Here is a 23,464-nt window from a genome sequence, read left to right as displayed (position 1 = left end):
TCTCGACGCCCGCTCGCAGCCGGCGGTCCCCTGCTCACGGTCAGTCGTGCCCAGCGGCGTCGACCGCCCGAGCGATCAGGCCCGCCTGCGCGCCGGCGACGAAGCCGGCGTCGACGTTCACCGTCGTGAGTACGGAGCAGGACTGGAGCGCCCCCTCTAGCGCCGCGACGCCCTCGCCGCCGACGCCGTACCCTGTCGAGACCGGCAGCGCGATCACCGGCGCGGCGACGAGTCCCGCGACGACCGTCGGGAGCGCCCCCTCACGGCCGGCGGCGACCACGACCACGTCGGCCTCGCGGACGCGGTCGCGCTGGTCCAAGATCCGGTCGAGGTTCGCGACCCCCACGTCGTCGATCCGGTCGACCGTCGCGCCGATCTCGCGGGCGACGACTGCCGCCTCTCCCGCGACCGCCGCGTCCGCGGTGCCGGCCGCGACGACCGCGACGGTCGCGTCGAGGTCCGGTCGGTCGAAGTCGCCGGCGTGGACGACGACGGTCCCGGTCCGCTCGTCGTGGTCGACGGTCGCGTCGAGCGGGTCCGGGGTGTCGAGTTCGAGGTCCTCGACCGCCGTCTGGATCGCGGCCGCGTCGTCCGCGTCGGCCCGCGTGACGAGCGCGCGGCCCGTCGTCTCCACCGCGGTCGCCGTCAGCGCGGCGACCTCCGCGGGCGTCTTCCCCTCCGCGAGGATCGCCTCCGGGATCCCGCGCCGACCCTCCCGGGCGGCGTCGAACCGCCCCGACGCCGTCGTCGCGTAGCCCGCGAGCCGTGACTCCGCCTCCATGACGCCGATTTCGCCGGCGTCGAGCGCCTCAAGCGTGTCGCGCATGGTCGCTCGTCCGGGCCGAACGGTGTCGTACCTATCGATTCGAGCCGATCTCGGCCGCCGATCGCCTCTCGTTCTCACAAAGTTTATAAGTAAGCGCTTCCGGACACCGCCGCGAACCGCCCGCACGGCGTCCCTCGCGGTCGAATTCAGGAACTCTTATTAACTGTCGACGGATAGCGTCGAGCGCATGGCAGACCTTATTGTCAAAGCGGCCGTCAAGGAAGCGCTGGACGACAAGAACGTCGCTTCGGACTTCTACGACGCACTCGACGACGAAGTGGACGAGCTGCTCGAAGACGCCGCGCGCCGCGCCGAGGCCAACGACCGGAAGACGGTCCAGCCTCGCGACCTCTAAGACGAACGCGCTTTCAGTTCTTCATTTTTTGCGCACCCGCCGATCGGCGAGCGGCGCGTCCGTCGATTCGGTGACCACCCTCACCGTCTCGCGACCCGCACGTCCGTCTCCGTCCCGACGTGGACCTCGTCCGCGAGCCCGACGAAGAGCCCGTGTTCGACGACGCCGGGCGTCGTCGACAGCGCCGTCGCCAGCGCGCCCGGGTCGTCGATCTCGCCGAACGCGCAGTCGAGCACGAGGTTTCCGTTGTCCGTGACGACCGGCCCGTCCTTCCGCTCCGCGCGCCGCAGGGTCGGCTCGCCGCCGGCCGCCCGAACCGCCTCCGCGACCGCGGATCGACCGGCCGGGAGGACCTCCACCGGAACGGACCGGTCGAGGACCGGCACCTCCTTCGAGGGATCGGCGACGACGAGGAAGCGGCCGGCCGCCGCGTCGACCAACTTCTCGCGGGCGTGCGCGGCGCCGCCGCCCTTTATAAGAGGGCCGACGCCGGCCGCCGCTTCGTCGCTCGCCGTTTTGTCGCTCCCTGCCGCGCCGACCGCGACCTGATCCGCCCCGTCGATCGCGACGTCGATCCCGGGCGCGTCAGGCCCCACCGCCTCGTCGAGGTCGAGCAGGGGGATCCCGCGGTCGGCCGCGAGTTCGCGGCTCGCGAAGGACGTGGCGACGCCCCGGATGTCGAGGCCCGAGCCGACCCGATCCCCGAGCCGCCGGATCGCGTGGGCCGCCGTCGATCCGGTGCCGAGGCCGACTACCTCGCCGTCGGCGACCGCCTCGGCCGCCGACTCGCCGGCGCGTCGCTTCGCCGCGTCGCTGCCGCCGCTCGTCTTCATGGAGTCGAGTGCGTGCGGAGCCGTTGAAAAGGCGTCGGGCTACTCCAGCCGTTCCAGCACCGCCTCGGACTCGTAGGCCAAGGAGAGTTCCCGCGAGCGCCCGCGCCCCTCCACCTCGGCGTACTCCGCGTCGATCACGCCGAGCTGGTCGAGCTTGTTGATGATCTCCGAGTAGCGGGTGTAGCCGAGGTCGGTCTCGTCGCGGAACGCCTCGTACACCGCCCCGGCGCGCTCGCCGTCGTTCTCGGCGAGCACGCGGACGAGGGCGCGCTCGGAGTCCGAGAGCCCGCGGAGCGACCGCGAGAGGTGGACGTGTTTGGACTTGTCGTAGGCGGACTCCACATCCTCCTCTGCGATCGTCTTCGCGGCGCGCATCTCCGCGTTGAGCCCTGCCCGGCGGAGCAGGTCGATCCCGACTCGGAGGTCGCCGCTCTCGGCGGTCAGGTCGGCGACGCGCTCCAGTTCGGCGTCGCCGATGACGCCGTCGTGGAACCCGCGCTTCGCGCGCTCGGAGAGGATGTCGTAGATCTCGGTGGCGTCGTAGACGGGGAAGTACACCTCCTCGGGTCGAAAGACGGACTGCACTCGGGTGTCGAGGTCGTCGATCACGTCGAGGCCCAGATCGGAGGAGACGACGATGACGCCGATCTTCGCGCCCGAGTGCGCCTCGTGGGCGCGAAGCAGCGAGTAGAGGGTGTCGGACGCCTCGTTCTCGTAGAAGAGGTAGTTCACGTCGTCTAAGGCGACGACGAGCACGTCGTCCTCCTCGACGAGCCGGTCGGTTATCTGCCCGAACAGCTTCTTGAAGGAGATTCCGGAGGAGGGGGGCTCGTAGTCGAAGATCCCCTCGAACAGCCGCGAGAACACCGCGTACCGCGTCGAGTCCACTTGGCAGTTCACCCGGACCGTTCGCACGTCGGTGCGGGCGCCGAGCTCGCCGAACAGCTTCTGGACTGCGGTGGTCTTCCCGGTGCCGGGCGGGCCGCGAACCATCGTGTTGAGGGGGCGAGAGCCGCGGACGGCGGGGCGGAGCGCGTACTTCAAGCTCTCCAGCTGGCTCTCGCGGTGGCGGAACGTCTCGGGGACGTGGTCGATTTCGAACACCGACTCGTCGCGGAACACCGACTCGTCCCACGAGAGCATGTCGCCGCCGGCGTCCCCGGTCATGTGCACACCACGACAGGCCGCCCACTTAACCGTTGCCCGCGGGGGCGGTGAAACTGAAACTTGTCGCCTGCGACGCTCATCCGCCGGGTATCGACGACCGATCGTTCACTCTCGGGTCGGTGAAATCGCGCCGATCTCGTAGCGGTATCGCTCTATCACTCTCGGTCGAGCACGAGTACGTGCCGCGTGAGCGACCGGTGGACCCGGCGCTCGAAGGCGGCGTCGACCGACCAACCGGCCCCAAGCGCCTCCCTGCGCCAGTCGCGGTCGGCGACGATGACGGCCCGAGGCGCGACCCGGGCGGCCTCCGCGAGCGCGCCCCCGACGAGGTCCGCGAGCTTGTGGCGGGCGATCTTCGACTGGCGGCCGTACGGGGCGTCGAACGCGACCCCGTCGACCACGTCGTCGCGCAGGGGGAGGTCGGTGGCGTCGCCGCGGGCGACGTGCCAGTCGGGAGCGGAACCGGGACTCTCGGTGTCGTCTTCGACCCCGCCGTCCACGTACTCGCGGAGGTTCTCGCGCGTCCCGCGGATCATCTTCGCCTGGGCGTCGCACGCGATCACATCGCCCCCGACGATTCCGGCCTCCAGCGGGAGCCCGCCGGTGCCGCACATCGGGTCGAGGAGGGTCCGGCCGGGCGCGGCGCCGGCGAGGTTGACGTACGCGCGGGCGTCGGCCGGCGCCATGCTCCCCGGCTGGAAGAAGGGCCGGTCGGTCGGCTTCGGCGCGAAGTCGCGGGCGGCCTCGACGGCGACCCACCCGAGCGCGCAGATCCCGGTCTCGCCGCCGTCCGCGCCCGGGACCGCCTCGTGGTCGTCTCGCTCGCCGGCCGCGAACAGCGCGCGCAGGACGTGGTCTGGGTCGTCGAGGTCGACGTCGAACCCGCGGTCAACGAGGACGCCGCCCAACTCGCGCTCGGCGTCGCTCGTCGAGACCTCGGTCGTGTTCCGGACGTTGCGGGCGCGGACCGCGACGGTGCCCGAGCGGTCGAGCGGCGCCGCGTCGAGGGCGGTCGCGGCGGCGTCGACCTCGGCGTCGGTCCGGGCGATCGCCTCGTGGGCGGCGCGGGTGTACGCGAGGCGACGGACCGGGCTCTCCCGGTCGGCGACACTCCCGTCCCCGTCCCCGCCACCACCGACCCCGTCACCGACGCTCCCGGCGCGCGCGACCCCCGGCGCGAGCAGCTCCACGCCCGTCGCCGCGACGGCGGCTTCGCGGGCGGCGAACGCGTCCTCCTCGCCGGCGAGTTCGAGCCAGTACACGCCGCGGAGTCGTGCCGCCGGTCGCAAGAGGATAGCGGTTCCGACCAGCCACCTTTTTACGTGCTTCAAGTGTGTATCGAGGTAGAAATGGCCGATCCGAAGGAGACGATCACGATAGAGAACGTCGTTGCCTCCACGGGGATCGGGCAGGAGCTCGATCTCCAGAGCGTCGCGATGGATCTCGAGGGCGCCGACTACGATCCGGAGCAGTTCCCGGGGCTCGTTTACCGCACCACGGACCCGAAGTCGGCCGCGCTGATCTTCCGGTCCGGGAAGATCGTCTGTACCGGCGCAAACTCAATCGACGCCGTCCACGAGAGCCTCGCTCTGGTGTTCGACGAGCTCCGCAAGCTCCAGATCCCGATCGAGGACCCGGAGATCACGGTCCAGAATATCGTCACGTCCGCCGACCTCGGCGAGAGCCTCAACCTCAACGCGATCGCGATCGGGCTCGGGCTCGAACACATCGAGTACGAGCCGGAGCAGTTCCCGGGGCTCGTCTACCGGATCGACGAGCCCGACGTGGTGGCGCTTCTGTTCGGCAGCGGGAAGCTCGTCGTCACCGGCGGGACGAGCCCCGACGACGCCGCGGCCGCCGTCGACGTGATCGTCGAGGAGCTGGACGGGCTCGGGCTGTTGGCCTGATGTCGTTCTCGCCCGATCCGATTCCGCGACCACTTTTACCCGCCGCGCCGTAGGTCGTCCATGCTCCTTCAGACGGTGACGCCGGCGTCGGTGCTGGGGACGACCGTCCTGTTCGCGCTGTTCCTCTCCCTGACCGCCCACCTCGCCGCCCGGAACGTCCTCGGCGACGTGGACCCGCGACGCGCCCTCTACGTCGGCCCGCTCCCCGCGGTGATCGGCGTCGTCGGCGGCGCCTTCGCGCTCCCCGAGGGGCTGATCGTCGGGGCCGCGCTCCTCGTCGACGGCGCCATGTTCGCGTGGAGCTACGACCAGCCCCGACGGCTCGTGGTCGGGATGACCGTGATCCACGCGGTGATCACGACGCTGCTCGGAATCGTGCTGCTCGGGATCGCGGTGCTGCTCGCGGCGCGGCCGGGATGAAGAAGAGAGCTCGCGGCGTCGGCGGCGGTCCTCACCCGCCACCGGCTCACGGCTCCGGCGGTGCCCCGTCGTACGCGTCGTGGTCCCCGTAGAAGTTCAGCGTCGCGAACTTCAGTTTCTCCGGGTCGAGATCGAGCAGTTCGTCGCGCTCCTCCGGCGGGAACGCGCCGCGCACCGAGTACTTTCCCATGTCCGCGGTCGTGTACCGGCGGTCTGCGAGGATCCGGACACCAAAGTCGTCGGGGCCGCGGATGACTCGCCCAAGCGCCTGTCGCGTCTTGCGGATCGTCGGGATCTCGACCGCGTACGCCCAGCCGGGGTCGCGGGAGCGGTCGCGGTCGGCGAACGCCCGATTGTAAGCGTCTTGGACCGCTTCCATCCGGTCCGAGAGGTGCGGGTACGGAACGCCGACGACCACGACCGTCCGGGCGTCGTCGCCGTCGAAGCTCACTCCCTCGGCGAGCGTTCCCCACAGAGAGGTGAAGAGGGTCGCATCGTCGCTCTCGACGAACTTTCTGCGCAGTTCCTCCTCGTCCTCTCCGGGACCGTCGAGGTAGCGGGCGCCGGTCTTTCCGGTCCCCACGCTCCCGCCCGCCGACCCGCCGAGCCGCTCGTAGTAGCGCTCGGCCTCGGCGTAGGAGGGGAAGAAGGCGAGCGTGTTCCCCGGCGTGAAGCGGATCGCGTCGCGCAGCAGCGACGCCACCGTTCCCTGCGTCTCCGGGTCGTTGCGCTCGGAGGCGAAAAGCGGGGGCGTGTCCACCGCGAACGTCCGGCGGTTCTCCTCGGGGTACCCCATCTCGTACGCGAGCGCCGCCACGTCCTCTAAGCCGAGTACGTCCTTCGTGACGTCGAAGGGGCGGAGCGTCGCGCTCATCAGCACCGAGGCGGCGACCTCGCCGAACAGCTCCTCGGTGACGCGGCGCGGGATGCAGGTGTACAGCTCCGCCCGACCGTACACCTCCTCGGTGGCGCCGTCGCGGCGCACGGAGACGACCGGGTACTGGCCCAGTTCCGTCCCCTCCTCCATCCACGTGGAGACGAACCGGGCGGCCTGCAGGGTCTGACACTCCGTGCGGGTCGTGGTCTCGCCGTCGCGGTAGCGGCGCTCGTACTCCTCGTCGAGCGCCTGCCCGAGCTGGATCGCGAGTTCGGTCTCCGCGTCGATCCCCTTCCCCTCGTAGTTGCGGAGGAACGCGAGCGTGAGGTCGTCGCGGCGGTCGTCGTTGGCGATAGACAGGTCCTCCCAGCTCTCACCGACCGTCTCGCGCTGGCCGGCGCCGAGCGCGTCGTCGCGGGTCTCCACGAGGGCGTCGCGGAACGCGCGAACGACGTTCTCGGCCGCCTCGGCGCGGGAGTCGTCGCTGTCCGCGAGCTCGTCGAGCGCGGCGTCGAGCGTGTTCTCCGTGAGGGTCCGGGTGGCGTGGTCGCGGGCGGCGTCCTCGACGTTGTGGGCCTCGTCGAAGACGGTGATTATCTCGGAGGGGTCGCGGTCGATCCACCGGAAGAACTGCTCGCGGATGTTCGGGTCCAGCAGGTGGTGGTAGTTACACACCACCAGATCGACGCCCTCCATCCCCTCCTTCAGCAGCTCGTAGCCGCACAGTTCGCGCTCGTCCGCGTACGCGTACACGTCCTCGGGAGTGCGAACGTCCTCGAACAGCCACCCGAAGAACTCGTCGGTGTCCTCGACGAGGTTGTTCCGGTAGTGGGCGCAGACGTTCGCGGTCTCGTACTCCTCGATCTCGGCTTCCAGTTCGTCGAGCTCCTCCATCACCGACTCACGGGCCTCGGCGGCCCCCGCGTCGCCCTCGCGGCTCTCGGCCAGCAGCTCGCGCTGGCGGGCCTCCAGCTCGCGGACCTCGCTCTCCGTCTCGACCATCTCGCGGGTGGTGTCCCGGAGGGTCTGACACTCCTGATAGTCGACGTCGATGTGACACATCGAGGATTTTCCCTTAAATACGACCGCGCGAATGGGCTCCTCGCCGGTGATCGCGCGGGCGTCCTCGACGAACTGTCGCATCTGCTGGTGGACGTTGGTCGTGATCACGACCGTACGGTCGTGCTCGCGGGCGTGCTCTAAGGCGGGTACGAGCGCAGAGAGGGTCTTCCCCGTCCCCGGTGCGCCCTCGAACAGCACGTCCTGTCCGCGGTCCAGCGCGTTGGCGATCCTGTCCATCGCCTCGCGCTGGTTCGGGTACGGCTCCTCGTACGGGAAGAACCGCAGATGCGGCGACTCTGACACGGGACGAGGTTCGTCGCCATCGGCTAAAAGGGGTCGGGTGCCGGAGCGGAAGTGGTTCGTGCCGTCGCCGCGATCCGCCGCCCGCACCGCCGCACCGCTCTCGCCGCCCGCGACGTACCTGCCTTTTTAAGAACGCGCGGCGAGCATCCGCAGACGAATGTTCGACGAGATCCTCGAGAAGTTCGAGGGGTCACCCAGCCAGCAGGCGGTGATCCGGCTGTTCTTAGAGCGCGGCTTCTCCGTCAACGAGGACGGACGGGTCGTCTCCGGCGGGATCGAGATCCCGTACACCGGGATCGCGCGCGAGCTCGACGTCGACCGGCGCGTCGTGGACTCGACGACCGACGCGATCTTAGCCGACCCGGACCTGAAACGCATCTTCACGAACATCTCGTCGGTCCCGAGCCTGATGGATCTCGCTCCTGTCCTCGATCTCACGGTGCTCACGATCGAGGTCGCGGCCGCCGACGAGGCCGGGATCGTCGCCGAGGTGACCGGCATCCTCGCCGACCACGGCGTCTCGATCCGGCAGGTGCTGAGCGAGGACCCGGAGTTCACCGACGACCCGAAGCTGTACGTGATCACCGACGCCGACCTCTCCGGCGACCTGCTCGTCGAAATCCGAGATCTGGCGTACGTCCGCCGCGTCGGGTTCTGACGCGGTCGCGCCGCGGCGCAACCGCCGACCGATCGGTCGGACCGATCAGTTCCACCGCGTTGTCGAGCCCTCGCCTCCGCCCGAGCCCATTTATACGGTACCGAGCTATTCCGGAGCTCGGTCCGCGCCCGAATTTCACTTTCACTCGGGTGTAAACCAGTCTTTATACGGGATGGCGAACAAGGGACGTGTACATGCCAGAAGACGAACTCGAGGACCTCCCCGGAGTCGGCCCCGCCACCGCAGACAAGCTCGTCGAGAACGGGTTCGAGAGCTACCAGTCGATCGCCGTCGCCAGCCCCGGCGAGATGTCCAACACCGCCGACATCGGCGAGTCGTCCGCCAGCGACATCATCAACGCCGCCCGCGAGGCCGCCGACGTCGGCGGGTTCGAGACGGGCGCGACCGTGCTCGAACGCCGCGAGGAGATCGGGAAGCTCTCGTGGCAGATCGACGAGGTCGACGACCTGCTCGGCGGCGGCATCGAGACGCAGTCGATCACCGAGGTGTACGGCGAGTTCGGGTCCGGTAAGTCGCAGGTGACCCACCAGATGGCCGTCAACGTCCAGCTCTCCAAGGAGAACGGCGGGCTGGAGGGCGGCTGTATCTTCGTCGACACCGAGGACACGTTCCGGCCGGAGCGGATCGACGACATGGTCCGCGGGCTCGACGACGAGATCCTCGCCGACGAGATGGAGCGCCGCGAGATCGAAGGGACGCCGAGCGACGAGGACGCGATGGAGGAGCTCATCGCGGCGTTCCTCGATCAGATCCACGTCGCGAAGGCGTTCAACTCCAATCACCAGATCCTGCTGGCCGAGAAGGCCAAGGAACTGGCGGGCGAACACGAGGAGGGCGAGTGGCCCATCCGGATCGTCTGCGTCGACTCGCTGACGGCCCACTTCCGCGCGGAGTACGTCGGTCGGGGCGAACTGGCCGAGCGACAGCAGAAGCTCAACAAACACCTCCACGACCTGATGCGGATCGGCGACCTGTTCAACACCGCCATCCTCGTCACGAATCAGGTCGCGTCGAACCCCGACTCCTACTTCGGGGACCCGACGCAGGCGATCGGCGGCAACATCCTCGGACACGCCTCCACGTTCCGGATCTACCTCCGGAAGTCGAAGGGTAACAAGCGGATCGTCCGGCTCGTCGACGCGCCGAACCTCGCCGACGGCGAGGCCGTGATGCGCGTGCAGGGCGAGGGACTGAAGCCGGAGTAACTCGTTACGCTTCGCGGGTCGATTGCCCGAATTTGGCGTCAAGACCGCTCGTGGCTGGACCGCGATCGGCGGACATCGCTACCGCTTCGAACGGAATTGACGAAAAAACCGCGGCGGACGAGCGATGTTGTGCGATGTAAATCCCCGGATCGCACGTCGGACAGCAACCCCGGTTGACAAACGTCACTTTCCCCGAAAAACGCCCGAGACGCCTGATATCGGGACAGTCAGGTTGTGTCGGGGATTTCACGGCGATCCGCAGGGAGGCAAGTATTTCCACCGGACACCGCGCACGGCGCTTCGAGGCCCGAAAACGCCTGATCCGGCAGATATTGACGCTCGGTCAATAACACGTTCGTCCGCTTCGAGCGCAAATATTGCTGTAAGTTCCCGGAACATATGACCTTATACAACATTGACCTGTCCTTATATTGAACGTCTCCCGTATCATCAACAGTATTTCTTGCGAAACTCAACTAGAACGTTTATATATTCCCATTCCCCGCTGTGGAAACGTGATTCAGCACATGAACACGAACGAAACGCGCTGTACGACGGACAAACGTTCACACGAGGTGTTCGGAGCGTGACGGCCGGCGTACTCGCCTCGATCGATCCGAGCGTCCTCGCGGAGGGCGTGAACCTGATGTGGGTCGCGGTGGTCTGTTTCCTGATCTTCTTCATGCACGCCGGGTTCGCGATGCTGGAGGCCGGGCAGGTACGCGCGAAGAACGTCGCGAACCAGCTCACGAAGAACCTCCTCACGTGGGGAGTCGGCGTCCTCGTGTACTTCCTGGTCGGCTTCGGGATCGAGGGCGTCGCCGGCGGCGCCGGATTCTCCCCGGCGTCGGCCCTCAGCGACGGCGGTTGGGTCAACAGCTGGCTGTTCGGTGCCGTCTTCGCGATGACGGCGGCGACGATCGTCTCCGGCGCGGTCGCCGGTCGCGCGAAGCTCCGCGCGTACGTGGCGTACACGATCGCCATCTCTGCAGTCATCTACCCGGTCGTCGCGGGCATCACCTGGGGCGGCGGCTTCCTCGGCGGCGCCGGTCTCGGCTTCACCGACTTCGCGGGCGGGATGATCGTCCACGGCGTCGGCGGTATCGCCGGTCTCACCGCGGCGTACATGCTCGGACCGCGTATGGACCGCTACGCCGAGGACGGCTCCACGAACGTCATTCCCGGTCACTCGATGACGTTCGCGGTGCTCGGGACCCTCGTCCTGGCGTTCGGCTGGTACGGGTTCAACGTCGGGACGACCGCGACCGTCTTCTCGGTCACGGAGTCCGGCGAACTCGCGCTCGGCGGCTACTCGGCGGTCGGCCGCGTCTCCCTGACGACGACGCTTGGCATGGGTGCCGGTGCCGTCGGCGCGGCGCTCGGCTCGATGTACCTCACGAAGAAGGTCGACACGCTGTACGTCGCTAACGGCGTGCTGGCGGGGCTCGTCGCCGTCACCGGCACCGCCAACGCGATCACCTGGTGGGGCGCTATCGCGGTCGCGCTGATCTGCGGGCTCCAGCTCCCGCTCGTGTTCGAGTTCGTCTCGGACAAGATGAAGATCGACGACGTGTGCGCAGTGTTCCCGGTTCACGGCTCCGCGGGCGTCATCGGCGTCCTCGCGCTGCCGTTCATCCACGTCGACGGCTTCTCGATGGACCTGCTCGTCTCGCAGGTGATCGGCGTCGTCGTCATCACCGCGTGGACGGTCGTCGCGACCGCCGTGGTGTTCGGCGTGTTCAAGGCGGCGGGTCAGGCCCGCGTCACCTCCCAACACGAGCGCGACGGGCTCGACGTCAGCGAGCACGGCGTCGAGACGTACCCCGAGTTCGGCAAAGCGAACGTCGCGACCGACGGCGGTCCCTCCGTCGTCGACACCACCGACGACTCCCCGCGCGCCGACGGCGGCGAGGAGGCGGGCGCAGAGATCAAGATGGTCACGGCGGTCGTCCGCCCCGACAAGCTCGGGGCCATCAAGCAGGCGCTCGCGGAGATCAACGCGCCCTCGCTCACCGTGACGAACGTCTCCGGCCGCGGCAGCCAGCCCGCGAAGACGGGTCAGTGGCGCGGCGAGGAGTTCACGGTCGACCTCCACCAGAAGGTCAAGATCGAAGTCGTCGTCGCCGACATCCCGGCCGACGAGGTCGCGGAGGCGATCGCCGACGCCGCGAAGACCGGCGAGCCCGGCGACGGCAAGGTGTTCATCATGCCGGTTGAGGACGCGCTGCAGGTCCGCACCGGCACGACCGGTCCGGAGGCGGTGTAGGCTCGGGTCGACGACTTCGACGGGAAGAACCGACGGACTCGAAGGCGGTTTCGACGGACGCTTTTTCGGCGACGCTACGCCAGCCAGCGACGGCGTCGCTCGCGGATCCCCTCGACGCTCCCGCGATTCGCTCACTCCCTCGTCGCCCGGTTCGGCAACAACTTTCACCCTGCCGACCGAACGGCGGGACATGAACCACGAGCGCTCTCGCGGGCTGTACGACCGCGCGCTGTCGGTCATGCCCGGCGGCGTCAACTCTTCCGTCCGGGCGACGATGCCGCACCCGTTCTTCGTCGAGCGCGGCGACGGCGGCCACGTGATCGACGCCGACGGCAACCGCTACGTCGACTGGGTGATGGGGTACGGGCCGCTGCTGTACGGCCACGACCTCCCGGAACCGGTCGAGGCGGCGATCCAGTCGCACGTCGCCGCGGGCCCGATGTACGGCGCGCCCACCGAGATCGAGGTCGAACACGCGGAGTTCGTGGCGCGACACGTCCCGAGCGTGGAGTCGATCCGGTTCGTCAACTCGGGGACCGAGGCGACCGTCTCGGCGGTGCGGCTCGCGCGCGGTCACACCGACCGCGACAAGATCGTCGTCATGCAGGGCGGCTACCACGGGGCGCAGGAGTCGACGCTCGTGGAGGGGTCGGCCGACGACCCGCATCCCTCGACGAAGGGGATCCCGGAAGAGTTCGCGCAGCACACCCTCCCGATTCCCTTCAACGACCTGCAGGCCGCCAAAGAGGTGTTCGCCGAACACGGCGACGACATCGCGGCGGTCCTGGTCGAGCCGATCCTCGCCAACATGGGCATCGTGACCCCGATCGACGGTTACCACGAGACGCTCCGGGACCTCTGTGACGACCACGGGTCGCTTTTGGTCTTCGACGAGGTGATCACCGGATTCCGTGTCGGCGGGCTCGGCTGCGCGCAGTCGAAGTTCGGCGTCACCCCGGACGTGACGACGTTCGGCAAGATCATCGGCGGCGGGTTCCCGGTCGGCGCGATCGGCGGGAAAGCGGAGATCATCGAGGAATTCACGCCCGCGGGCGACGTGTTCCAGTCGGGGACGTTCTCCGGTCACCCCGTGACGATGGCGGCCGGGAAAGCCACCTTGGAGTACGCCGCCGAGAACGACGTGTACGAGCACGTCAACCGGCTCGGGCGGAAACTCCGCGAGGGGATCGCGGAGATCTGCGCGGAGCGCGCGCCCGAGTACACCGTCGTCGGCACCGACTCGATGTTCAAGACGGTCTTCACCCGCGAGGCGCCCGACGACCCGGACGCCTGCTGCGCGGGCGGCTGTCGGCAGGACCCCGACTGCGACCGCTACGACTCGTGTCCGAAGACCGGCGCCGATGTCGCGCGTGCCGCCACCGACCGGTGGGAGCGCGTGTTCTGGCAGGAGATGAAGGACCGCGGGGTGTTCCTCACCGCCAACCAGTTCGAGTGTCAGTTCACCTCCTACGCGCACACGGAGGAGGATGTCGAGGAGACGCTGGCGGCGTACCGAGAAGCGATCTGAGCGATAGCGGGAGTAGGTATAGCGAATTGGTGAAACGGTTGTTTATAAGCTATCGAGCGGTGTCGCTGTCAGGTATTTATACGTCGTCGACGACGCGGTGAAGCCCTCCAAAGCCCCAGCCGCGAGGCGCTTCACGCCACCGCCCCGTTCATTTATAAGCGTTCGTCGCCGTCGCTCTCGCCTTTTTAAATACTGTATCGTCGCCATCGATCTGCAACACCCACTCCCGCCATCAAACAGGTGCGCAACGTCCCGTCCGGTGAAGCGGTGTGGTGCGTGTTTGTGGCGGAGTTGCGGAATATTTTTATACTGAAACGGGACTAGATGCTAGTAATGCGCGCGGAGGCTCGTCTCGACGCCGCTCTCTTCCGAGGCCGACGAGCCCCGCGACCGCGACGAGGCGTCCGACCGCCGCGACCGGCTTCCGGCGCGGCGCGACGACCGGCCCCTTCGGGCCAGTAACTTTTCCCTCGTCGCGTTCGCGCCGTTCCGTTCCGGAGAGTGACAGCTACGTCCCTGCGTAGCGTCGCCGCCGTCATTTTCTTCCAATATCTAAAGCGGTGAATTTAAGGGGTATAGTCCATTTTACTCCGGTAATGGCAACCGTTGCACTCGCGTTCAGTGGGGGACTCGACACGACCGTCTGCGTGCCGCTCCTGAAGGAGGAGTACGGCTACGACGAGGTCATCGGCGTCAACGTCGACGTGGGACAGCCGACCGAGGAATTCGACGAGGCGGAGGAGACCGCCGAGGCACTCGGGCTCGACATCCACGTCGTCGACGCCAAAGAGGAGTTCGCGGACCTGTGTTACGACGCGGTGAAGGCGAACGCGACGTATCAGGGCTACCCGCTCGGCACCGCCCTCGCGCGCCCCGTCATCGCCGAGTCGATTTTGGCCGTCGCCGAGGAGCAGGGCTGTGACGCCATCGCCCACGGCTGCACGGGGAAGGGGAACGACCAGCTCCGGTTCGAGGCGGTCTGGCGCGGCTCCGACCTTGAGGTCATCGCGCCCGTCCGCGAGCTCGGCCTCACTCGCGAGTGGGAGATCGACTACGCCGCCGAGAAGGACCTGCCCGTCGAGGCCGGCGACGGCGGCGTCTGGTCCATCGACGAGAACATCTGGTCGCGCGCGGTCGAGGGCGGCAAGCTGGAGGACCCGAACTACGAGCCGCCGGAGGACATCTACGAGTGGACCGCGGAGCCGGAAGGGGAGACCACCATCGAGGTGACCTTCGAGGAGGGCGTCCCGGTCGCCGTCGACGGCGAGGAGATGGATCCCGTCTCGCTCATTCAGCACCTCAACGAGTACGCCGGCGGCTACGGCATCGGCCGCACCGACGTGATGGAGGACCGCATGCTCGGGCTGAAGGTGCGCGAGAACTACGAGCACCCGGCTGCGACCGTCCTGCTGACGGCCCACCAAGCGCTCGAGGACCTCGTCTTAACCAAGAACGAGCGCTCGTTCAAGAAGGGGATCGAGCAGGAGTGGTCCGAGAAGGCGTATCAGGGGCTCGTGTTCGCGCCCGTCGTCGACGCGCTCGACGCGTTCGTCGACGAGACGCAGGACGTGGTGACGGGGACGGCGACGGTGAAGGTCTCCGGCGGCAACTGCCGCGTCGTCGCCCGTGACTCCGAGTACGCGGTGTACTCCGAGGAGATGGCCTCGTTCAACACCGAGGACGTGGCCGGCATCGCGCAGGAGGACGCCACGGGCGTCGCGAAGTACCACGGGCTGCAGGAGCGCCTCGCCAACGACGTGAAAGCGAGCGTCTCGAAGCCCGAACTGGCTACTGACGGAAGTGGAACCGACGCCGACCACAGCTAAATGACTGACGACGATCCCGGCACGGCCGTCCGCCGCGACCGCTTCAGCGGCGGCCCCGCCCGCGAGTTCCTGTCGAGCCTCGCGGCCGACGAAGCCATTTTCGAGGCCGACCTCGCGGTCGACCGCGCGCACACGGTGATGCTCGCCGAGCGGGGGATCGTCGATAGCGCGGTCGCGGGCGAGATCCTCGGCGCGCTCGACGACGTGGAGGCCGCCGGCCACGGCGAACTCCCCGACGGCGAGGACGTTCACGAGGCGATCGAGACCGCCGTCATCGACCGGATCGGCCCGGACGGCGGTCGGATGCACACCGCCCGCTCGCGCAACGACGAGGTGGCGACCTGCATCCGGTACCGCCTGCGTGAGGACCTGCTCGCGGCCGCCGAGGCCACGCTAACGCTCCGCGAGGCGCTCGTCGACGTGGCGAGCGAGCAGACGGAGACGGTGATGCCCGGCTACACGCACCTCCAGCCGGCCCAGCCGACGACGGTCGCGCACTACCTCCTGTCGTACGAGGGCGGAGTCGCCCGCGACACCGAGCGCCTGCTTGACGCGTACGATCGGGTCAACCGGTCGCCGCTCGGCGCGGCCGCGTTCGCGGGGACGCCCTTCGACATCGACCGCGACCGCACCGCGGAGCTGCTGGGGTTCGACGGGACGGTCCGGAACTCGACGGACGCGGCCTCCGCGCGCGACTTCCTCGCGGAGGGGTCGACCGCGTGCGCGACGCTCGCGACGACGCTGTCGGGGCTCGCGGAGGACCTCATCCTCTTCTCCAACAAGGGGTTCGTGGAGCTGTCGGACGCGTACTCCTCTACCTCCTCGATCATGCCCCAGAAGAAGAACCCGGACACGCTGGAGCTGACCCGCGGCGTCGCCGGCGACGCGATCGGCGAGGCGACGGGCACGCTGAGCCTGCTCAAGGGGCTCCCCCGCGCGTACAACCGCGACCTCCAGCGCGCCCACGCGGGCGTGTTCGAGATCGCGAACGACGTGCGCGAGGCGACCGAGGTCGCCGCGGGCGCGGTCGCGACCGCCGACTGGGACGAGGCGACCCTCGCGGACGCCGCGGGAGAGGGGTTCTCGACGGCGACCGGCGTCGCCGACCTGCTCGCGATGGGCGGAATGCCCTTCCGGACCGCTCACGAGATCGTCGCGACGGCCGCCGAGACGGTCTCGGACGACGACTCGCCGGAGGCGGCGGCCGCAAAAGTTGACGAGGCCACTCGAAAGGTGACGGGCGAGCCCCTCTCGGCGCACGTGAACCGCGAGGACGTGGAGTCCGCGCTCGATCCGGCCGCCAGCGTCGCGAGCCGCGACTCCGCCGGCGGGCCCGCCCCCGAGGCGGTCGCCGACGAGCTGGCGACCGCGGAGGCGGGGATCGAAGACGACGCCGCCGCGCTCGCCGACGAGCGGGAGTCGCTCGCGGCGGCGGCGGAGCAGCTTGACGCGGAGGTGGACTCGTATGCGTAAGTCGACGACGACTGCCGCGGATCGACGGCTGCACCGGCTGCGACGACCCCGGCCGCCGCGACGACCACCGCGATCACCGCGACGACCGGCGCCGTCGACGGTCGACCCGCGACCGCCGACGACGCCGCCGTCCCCGCGAGGGGACACACTAACTACTGAAATCTGACATCAGATTTCACACGGCGGTTGTACGGCCGATTTTCGTCCGTTAGCTGATAGTCCATTTATTGTAAACTAGATTACAAGTTCGAAGGGTTTATGCGGGTTCACGGTCGAGTAGGAGGCACGATGACGAGCGACACTGACCCAGTGATGGCAGAGGACCCGATCACGGGCGAGGAGATCGAGCTTCCGGCCGACGTCGAGGTCGGCGAGATCATCGACAGCCCGGTCACCGGGACCGAGCTGGAGGTCATCTCGCTGGACCCCGTCGTGTTGGAGGAGGCCCCCGAACTCGAGGAGGACTGGGGCGAGTAGATGGCGACGACCGCCACGACCGCGACACGCGAGTGGTCGACATGCAAATAGCGATCCTCTACTCGCGGATCCGGAAAGACGAGAAGCTGCTGCTCGGCGAGCTCCGCGAGCGCGGCCACGAGGTCACCAAGATCGACGTCCGCAAGGAGCGGTTCGGGCTCGAATCGACGACCGCGAACGTCGCCGACCTCGATCTGGTCGTCGACCGCTGTCTGTCGACCAGCCGGTCGCTGTACGCGACCAAGTTCCTCGACAGCTACGGCGTCCCGGTGGTGAACTCCCCCGAGACGGGCGATATCTGCGCCGACAAGGCGAAGAACTCGCTCGCGCTCGCGGAGGCGGAGGTTCCCACCCCGGCGACGGAGGTCGCGTTCACGAAAGAGGCCGCGATGGAGGCCATCGAGGCGTTCGGCTACCCCTGCGTGCTCAAGCCCGTCGTCGGCTCGTGGGGCCGGCTGATGGCGAAGATCGACACGCGGAACGCCGCGGAGGCGATCTTAGAGCACAAGGAGACGCTCGGCCACTACGAGCACAAGGTGTTCTACATCCAGGAGTTCGTCGACAAGCCCGGCCGCGACATCCGCGTGCTGGCGGTCGACGGCGAGCCGGTCGCCGCGATGACCCGGTCGTCGGACCACTGGCTCACGAACGCCGCGAAGGGCGGCGAGACGAAGTCGTTCGACCTCGACGACCGCGCGCTCGATCTGGTCGAGCGCGCCTCGGATGCCGTCGGCGGCGGCATGCTCGGCGTCGACCTGATGGAGGTGGGCGGCACCGGGTCCGGCGAGTACACCGTTCACGAGGTGAACCACACGGTCGAGTTCAAGGCGCTCGACTCGGCCACCGACGTCGACGTGCCCGCGAAGGTCGTCGACTGGCTGGAGGCGAAGGCGGCCGCGGCGGCCGACGGCGAGGGGGTCACGGTATGAGCGCCGGCGACGCGGCCGACGCGGCGACCACCGACGAGACGTACACCGCCAGCGTCGTCGGCGGCACCGGCTTCACCGGCGGCGAGCTGTTGCGGATCCTCTCGGGACACCCCGAGTTCGACGTGGTGCAGGCCACGTCGCGGTCGGCCGACAACATGACGGTCGGTCGCTCGCACCCGAACCTGCGCGGGCTCGACCTGCGCTTCTCGGACCCCGACGATCTGGAGTCCGTCGACGTGCTGTTCTCGGCGACGCCACACGGCGTCTCGATGGGCCGGATCGACGAGTACTTCGAGGCCGCCGACACGGTCGTCGACCTCTCGGCCGACTTCCGCCTGCCCGAGGCGGAGCTGTACGACGAGTGGTACGACGGCCACGAGTCGCCCGAGTACTTAGAGCGCGCGGAGTACGCGCTCCCCGAGCTCAACCGCGAGAACCTCCCCGGCGCCGACCTGATAGCCGGCGGCGGCTGCAACGCGACCGCGACGATCCTCGGTCTGAAGCCCCTCGTCGACGCCGGCGCGCTCGGTCCCGAGACCGGCGAGGTCGTCGTCGACGTGAAGGTGGGCTCCTCGGAGGGGGGCGCCGGCGGCGGCGCGGCCTCCTCGCATCCGGAGCGCTCGGGCGTCGTGCGCCCGTACGCGCCCACGAGCCACCGTCACGAGGCGGAGATCGGGGCGTACCTCGGCCTCGACGTCTCCTTCACCGTCCACGCGGTCGAGATGGTGCGCGGCGCGAGCGCGACCTGCCACGTCTTCCCCGACGAGCCCGTCTCGAAGGCGGACCTGTGGCAGGCGTACCGCGGCGCCTACGCCGACGAGCCGTTCATGCGGATCGTCTCCGGCGGGGGCGGCGTCTACCGCTACCCCGAGCCGAAGGCGGTCGCCGGCACCAACCACGGTGAGGTCGGCTTCGAGCTCGACCCCGGCAACCGGCGTATCGTCGTCTTCTCCGCGATAGACAACATGATGAAGGGCTCCGCTGGCCAGGCGGTCCACGCGGCGAACGTCGTCCTCGGACTGCCCGAAGACGCCGGTCTGGAGTTCCAGGGGCTTCACCCCGTGGGATCGCCATGAGCGGGGAGCGGTCCGACGCCGGCGGCGCGCGCGCCGACGGCACGGCTACCGATGAACCGCCCGTCGTCGTCAAGATCGGCGGCGCGAAGGCAGTCGACCCGGCCGGCGCGGTCGGCGACGTCGCCCACCTCGCCGCCAACGGGCGCGAGGTCGTGGTCGTCCACGGCGGCTCGACGGTCGTCGACGAGGTCATCGAGCGGCTCGGCATGGAGCCCGAGTACGTCGAGTCCGCCTCCGGCGTCACCGGTCGGTTCACCGACGCGGAGACGATGGAGGCGTTCACGATGGCGATGGCCGGCAAGCTCAACACCGAGCTGACGGCGCAGTTCCGCGAGGCCGGCGTCGACGCGGTCGGGCTGAGCGGCGTCGATGGCGGGCTCCTCTCCGGGCCCCGCAAGTCGGCGGTCCGGGTTATCGAGGACGGCAAGAAGAAGATCCGCCGCGGCGAGCACTCCGGGCGGATCGAGTCGGTGAATGCTGACCTCCTCTCCGGTCTCCTCGCCGACGGCTACACCCCGGTCGTCTCGCCCCCGATGGAGGGGAAAGAGAGCGACGGCGGCGTCACGCCCGTCAACACCGACGCGGACCGGGCGGCCGCCGCGGTCGCCGGGGCGCTCGGCGCCGACCTCGTCCTGCTGACGGACGTGGCCGGCGTGTACGCGGACCCCGACGACTCCGACACGCTGATCGAGTCGGCGGCGACGCCCGAGGAATTCGACTCGGTCGAGGACGCCGCCGAGGGGTTCATGGGCAAGAAAGTGATGGCGGCCAAGGAGGCGCTTTCGGGCGGCTCCGGGCGCGTCGTCGTCGCCGACGCCAACGTCCGCGACCCGATCGTCGCCGCGCTCGGCGGCGCGGGGACGACGATCGAACGCTCCGCAGTTGCGGAACAGGCCGAAACGGAGGGAGAGACCGCATGAGCGGCTTCGTCTTCTCCGAGAAGCCGATCGAGATCGCTTCCGGCGACGGCGCGACCCTCACCGATACCAACGGGACCGAGTACCTCGACTTCGGCGCGAGCTACGCGTGCACTCCGGTCGGTCACTGCCACCCCGAGGTCGTCGACGCCGCGACGAGCCAGCTTGAGGAGCTCATGTACGTGCAGGCGTCGTACCCGCACACGGCGCGGACGGCGCTGTACGAGCAGCTCTCCGCGGCCGGACCGGGTGACGTCGACGAGGTCTGGCTCTGTAACTCCGGGACCGAGGCCAACGAGGCCGCCCTGAAGTTCGCCCGGCACGCGACCGGTCGCGAGAAGATAATCGCGACGACGCAGGGGTTCCACGGCCGGACGATGGGCGCGCTCGCGACCACCTGGAAGCAGAAGTACAAGCAGGGGTTCGAGCCGCTCGCCGGCGGCGTGGAGTTCGTCGAGTACGGCGACGCCGACGCGATGCGCGAGGCGGTCGACGACGAGACCGCCGCGGTGATCTTAGAGCCCCTGCAGGGCGAGGGCGGGATCAACCCCGCCGCCACCGAGTACCTGCGGACGGTCCGGGAAGTGACCGAAGAGGAGGGCGCCGCGATGGTCCTCGACGAGATCCAGACCGGGCTCGGTCGCACCGGAACGCTCTGGGCCGCCGAGAAGCACGATGTGGTGCCCGACGTGCTCACGACCGCGAAGGGGCTCGCCAGCGGGCTCCCGATCGGCGCGACGCTGTGTCGCGACTGGGTCGCGGAGGACGCCGGCAACCACGGGTCGACGTTCTCCGGCGGCCCCGTCGTCTCCGCGGCCGCGGGAGCGACCCTCGACGTGATCGAGCGCGAGGGCCTCCCCGAGCACGCCGCCGAGACGGGGGCGTACATCCGCGACCAGATCGACGAGCGCCTCGGCGACGACGTCCGCGACGTGCGCGGCGACGGCCTGATGATCGGAATCGAAGTGAAGCGCGGCTCGAACCGCCTGCTGCGCGATCTGGCGATCGACCATCAGGTGCTCGCGCTGCCAGCGGGCCGCACCGTGTTGCGTCTGCTCCCGCCGCTGACGATCGAGCGCGAACACGCCGACGCGGTCGTCGACGCGCTCGCCGAGGTGATCGGGTGATGTCGACCGGGAAGGAGCGCGAATCGGAGCAATCCACCGCGGACGAGTCGACATCCGCGCCCGGGACCGACGTGGTCGCCGGCGGCGGCTACCCCGAGGCCTGCGACACGCCGGCCCGGAAGCTGCTGTACGACATGGTCTCGATCCCCTCGCCCTCGGGCGAGGAGGAGCAGGCCGCGAAGCGCCTCGTCGACTTCTTCGAGGCGAACGGCCGGGAGGCGTGGATCGACGAGGTCGGCAACGTCCGCGCGCCCGCCAGCGACGCCGTCCTGCTGACCTCGCACATCGACACCGTTCCGGGCGACATCCCGGTCGAGGTGAAGCCGGCGGCCGAGGACGAGGCGGTCGGCGAGCCGGGCGAGCCCGTCCTCTGGGGGCGCGGGACCGTGGACGCCACCGGCCCGCTCGTCGCGATGGCGGTCGCGGCGGTCAAGACCGGCGTCTCGTTCGTCGGCGTCGCCGGCGAGGAGACGAACTCGCGGGGCGCCCGCCACCTCGTCGAGGACCGCGACGCGCCCGAGGCCGTGGTGAACGGCGAGCCCTCCGGCTGGGACGGCGTCACCCTCGGCTACCGCGGCTTCCTCGCGGGGACGTACGTGAACACGAGCGAGTCCGGCCACACCTCGCGGCCGGAGCCGAACGCGATCCAGCACGCGATCGACTGGTGGCACAGCGTCGAGGAGACGTTCGACCCCACCGACGACGACACGCCCGTCTTCGAGCAGGTGACGACGAAGCCCGTCTCGGTCGACGGCGGGCTCACCGACGACGGGCTGGCGGTCGAGGCGACGATGGACGTGCAGCTCCGCGTCCCCCCGAACCGGACGGTCGACGAGATCCACGAGCTGGCCGAGACGGAGCTGTTCACCGGCTCGGTCCACTGGAAGGAGCCGATCCCGCCGGTGATGGAGAGCCCGCGGACGGAGCTGGCGCGGGCGTTCCGCGTCGCGATCCGCGGCGCCGGCGGCGACGTGCGGCTGCTGCGCAAGACTGGCACGAGCGACATGAACCTCTTCGCGGCCGCGTGGGACTGCCCGATGGTCACCTACGGCCCCGGAGACTCGGACCTCGACCACGCCCCCGACGAGCGGCTCCCCCTCTCCGAGCTGGACCGCGCGACAGCGGTGTTGAGCGACGTCTGCCGGGACCGACCGTAGGCGTCACGGCACCGACCGTGACGCCGCCTCCTTCTGAGCCGATCCGCTTCGCTTCCGACGACTGACCTCACTGCTGTCACACTACCGCACCGCCGACACCACCGCTCACCGACACCACACGCACCACAGTACCATGCCACTCGCCACCGACGACTTCCTCGATATCGACGACGTGACGCCGGCCGAACTGGACGCCCTGCTCGACCGCGCAGCCGCCATGAAGGCGGGCGAGACCGACCCCCGACTCGGGGACGCGACGCTCGGGATGATCTTCGAGAAGCCCTCGACCCGCACCCGCGTCTCCTTCGAGACGGGGATGACGCGACTGGGCGGCCACGCGATGTTTCTCGGTCCGGACGACATCCAACTGGGCCACGGCGAGCCGCTTCGCGACACCGCGCGCGTGCTCGGCCGGTACGTCGACGGGGTGATGGCCCGGCTGTTCGATCACGAGGATGTCGAGACCCTCGCCGCTAACGCCGACTGCCCCGTGATCAACGGACTCACCGACGAGGCACACCCCTGCCAGACGCTCGCCGACCTCCTCACGATCCGCGAGACGGTCGGCGAGGACGCCACGGTCGCGTGGGTCGGCGACGGGAACAACGTCGGGCAGTCGTTCGTTGTCGGCGCCGCGATGGCCGGGATCGACGTGGAGGTCGCGACTCCCGCGGCGTACGGGATGAACCCCGCGGTCTTCGACCGCGCCGCGGAGTTCGGCGCCGACGTGGAGCCCACCACGGACCCCGAGGCCGCGATCGACGGCGCCGACGTCGTCTACACCGACGTGTGGATCTCGATGGGGCAGGAGGACGAGCGTGAGGAGAAACTGGCCGCGTTCGAGGGGTTCCAGGTGAATCAGGAGCTGCTCGCCGGCACCGACGCGAAGGTGATGCACTGCCTGCCCGCGCACCGCGGCGAGGAGATCACGGACGACGTGTTGGAGTCGGACCGCGCCTTGGTGTGGGACCAAGCCGAAAACCGGATGCACGCGCAGAACGCGTTGCTCGTCGAGCTGCTCGGCGGGGAGTGAGGGCGGAGCGGGAATCGGTCG

General features: G+C 69.2%; 21 protein-coding genes. 16 read left to right on the top strand and 5 right to left on the bottom strand.

The window, feature by feature from the left end; all coding sequences use genetic code 11:
- Window positions 1-40 precede the first annotated feature (40 nt).
- Window positions 41-826 (bottom strand): nickel pincer cofactor biosynthesis protein LarB, encoded by a 786-nt coding sequence (larB, locus tag ACP96_RS10625; RefSeq protein WP_050033292.1) that lies wholly within the window; start codon window positions 824-826, stop codon window positions 41-43.
- Window positions 827-1,013: 187 nt separating this feature from the next.
- On the opposite strand from larB, the gene ACP96_RS10620 reads away from it, so the two are divergent.
- On the top strand, window positions 1,014-1,181 hold the full coding sequence (locus ACP96_RS10620) for a DUF1931 family protein (RefSeq protein WP_004047560.1): 168 nt from the start codon (window positions 1,014-1,016) through the stop codon (window positions 1,179-1,181).
- 80 nt (window positions 1,182-1,261) lie between these two features.
- Here ACP96_RS10620 and rpiA read toward each other — a convergent pair whose 3' ends face one another.
- From rpiA to ACP96_RS10605, 3 genes are all read right to left on the bottom strand, one after another.
- Window positions 1,262-2,014 (bottom strand): ribose-5-phosphate isomerase RpiA, encoded by a 753-nt coding sequence (gene rpiA / locus ACP96_RS10615; RefSeq protein WP_050033291.1) that lies wholly within the window; start codon window positions 2,012-2,014, stop codon window positions 1,262-1,264.
- A 39-nt stretch (window positions 2,015-2,053) separates the two neighbouring features.
- Window positions 2,054-3,181, bottom strand: coding sequence for an ORC1-type DNA replication protein (locus ACP96_RS10610; protein WP_050025950.1), 1,128 nt, complete (start codon window positions 3,179-3,181; stop codon window positions 2,054-2,056).
- Between the two features lie 155 nt (window positions 3,182-3,336).
- Window positions 3,337-4,443: a THUMP domain-containing protein gene (locus ACP96_RS10605; RefSeq protein ID WP_050033290.1), complete on the bottom strand. Its 1,107-nt coding sequence runs from the start codon at window positions 4,441-4,443 to the stop codon at window positions 3,337-3,339.
- A gap of 87 nt (window positions 4,444-4,530) precedes the next feature.
- Between ACP96_RS10605 and ACP96_RS10600 the strand changes: the two genes are divergently transcribed.
- Both ACP96_RS10600 and ACP96_RS10595 read left to right on the top strand, forming a co-directional pair.
- Window positions 4,531-5,088 carry a TATA-box-binding protein gene (locus ACP96_RS10600; protein ID WP_050025223.1) on the top strand — a complete coding sequence of 186 codons (558 nt, stop codon included), beginning with the start codon at window positions 4,531-4,533 and terminating at the stop codon, window positions 5,086-5,088.
- Between the two features lie 60 nt (window positions 5,089-5,148).
- Complete coding sequence (locus tag ACP96_RS10595) at window positions 5,149-5,508, top strand: DUF7473 family protein (protein ID WP_050033289.1); 360 nt, start codon at window positions 5,149-5,151, stop codon at window positions 5,506-5,508.
- 46 nt (window positions 5,509-5,554) lie between these two features.
- Here ACP96_RS10595 and ACP96_RS10590 read toward each other — a convergent pair whose 3' ends face one another.
- Complete coding sequence (locus ACP96_RS10590; protein ID WP_050033288.1) at window positions 5,555-7,750, bottom strand: ATP-dependent DNA helicase; 2,196 nt, start codon at window positions 7,748-7,750, stop codon at window positions 5,555-5,557.
- Window positions 7,751-7,907: 157 nt separating this feature from the next.
- On the opposite strand from ACP96_RS10590, the gene ACP96_RS10585 reads away from it, so the two are divergent.
- From ACP96_RS10585 to argF, 13 genes are all read left to right on the top strand, one after another.
- Window positions 7,908-8,408, top strand: a complete 501-nt coding sequence (locus ACP96_RS10585; RefSeq protein ID WP_050033287.1) for an ACT domain-containing protein — start codon at window positions 7,908-7,910, stop codon at window positions 8,406-8,408.
- A 194-nt stretch (window positions 8,409-8,602) separates the two neighbouring features.
- Window positions 8,603-9,634, top strand: coding sequence for a DNA repair and recombination protein RadA (gene radA / locus ACP96_RS10580; protein WP_050033286.1), 1,032 nt, complete (start codon window positions 8,603-8,605; stop codon window positions 9,632-9,634).
- Between the two features lie 586 nt (window positions 9,635-10,220).
- Entirely contained in the window at window positions 10,221-11,900 is a 1,680-nt protein-coding gene (locus tag ACP96_RS10575) for an ammonium transporter (RefSeq protein ID WP_050033285.1), read from the top strand.
- Between the two features lie 190 nt (window positions 11,901-12,090).
- Entirely contained in the window at window positions 12,091-13,428 is a 1,338-nt protein-coding gene (gene hemL / locus ACP96_RS10570; RefSeq protein ID WP_050033284.1) for a glutamate-1-semialdehyde 2,1-aminomutase, read from the top strand.
- A 596-nt stretch (window positions 13,429-14,024) separates the two neighbouring features.
- Window positions 14,025-15,254 carry an argininosuccinate synthase gene (locus ACP96_RS10565; RefSeq protein WP_050033283.1) on the top strand — a complete coding sequence of 410 codons (1,230 nt, stop codon included), beginning with the start codon at window positions 14,025-14,027 and terminating at the stop codon, window positions 15,252-15,254.
- Complete coding sequence (gene argH, locus ACP96_RS10560) at window positions 15,255-16,727, top strand: argininosuccinate lyase (RefSeq protein WP_050033282.1); 1,473 nt, start codon at window positions 15,255-15,257, stop codon at window positions 16,725-16,727.
- A gap of 288 nt (window positions 16,728-17,015) precedes the next feature.
- A complete protein-coding gene (gene lysW, locus ACP96_RS10555; protein WP_004047516.1) occupies window positions 17,016-17,204 on the top strand; it encodes a lysine biosynthesis protein LysW in 189 nt (62 codons plus the stop codon).
- A gap of 41 nt (window positions 17,205-17,245) precedes the next feature.
- Complete coding sequence (gene lysX / locus ACP96_RS10550; protein ID WP_050033329.1) at window positions 17,246-18,133, top strand: lysine biosynthesis protein LysX; 888 nt, start codon at window positions 17,246-17,248, stop codon at window positions 18,131-18,133.
- A complete protein-coding gene (argC, locus tag ACP96_RS10545) occupies window positions 18,130-19,209 on the top strand; it encodes an N-acetyl-gamma-glutamyl-phosphate reductase (protein ID WP_050033281.1) in 1,080 nt (359 codons plus the stop codon). Before lysX ends, argC begins: the two co-directional genes overlap by 4 nt.
- Entirely contained in the window at window positions 19,206-20,129 is a 924-nt protein-coding gene (locus ACP96_RS10540; RefSeq protein ID WP_050033280.1) for an acetylglutamate/acetylaminoadipate kinase, read from the top strand. The genes argC and ACP96_RS10540 overlap by 4 nt, the downstream gene beginning before the upstream one ends.
- Window positions 20,126-21,253, top strand: a complete 1,128-nt coding sequence (locus tag ACP96_RS10535; protein WP_050033279.1) for an aspartate aminotransferase family protein — start codon at window positions 20,126-20,128, stop codon at window positions 21,251-21,253. The genes ACP96_RS10540 and ACP96_RS10535 overlap by 4 nt, the downstream gene beginning before the upstream one ends.
- Window positions 21,253-22,410, top strand: coding sequence for a [LysW]-lysine hydrolase (locus ACP96_RS10530; RefSeq protein ID WP_050033278.1), 1,158 nt, complete (start codon window positions 21,253-21,255; stop codon window positions 22,408-22,410). Before ACP96_RS10535 ends, ACP96_RS10530 begins: the two co-directional genes overlap by 1 nt.
- A 133-nt stretch (window positions 22,411-22,543) precedes the next feature.
- The gene (gene argF / locus ACP96_RS10525) at window positions 22,544-23,443 is read left to right on the top strand and encodes an ornithine carbamoyltransferase (RefSeq protein ID WP_050033277.1); all 900 of its coding nucleotides are present in this window, start codon (window positions 22,544-22,546) and stop codon (window positions 23,441-23,443) included.
- Window positions 23,444-23,464 lie beyond the last annotated feature (21 nt).

It is taken from the genome of Halorubrum halophilum (assembly GCF_000739595.1).
Taxonomy (GTDB): Archaea; Halobacteriota; Halobacteria; order Halobacteriales; family Haloferacaceae; genus Halorubrum; species Halorubrum halophilum.
Note: the sequence above shows the minus strand (reverse complement) of the source record. Positions and strands in the feature narration are given on the sequence as shown.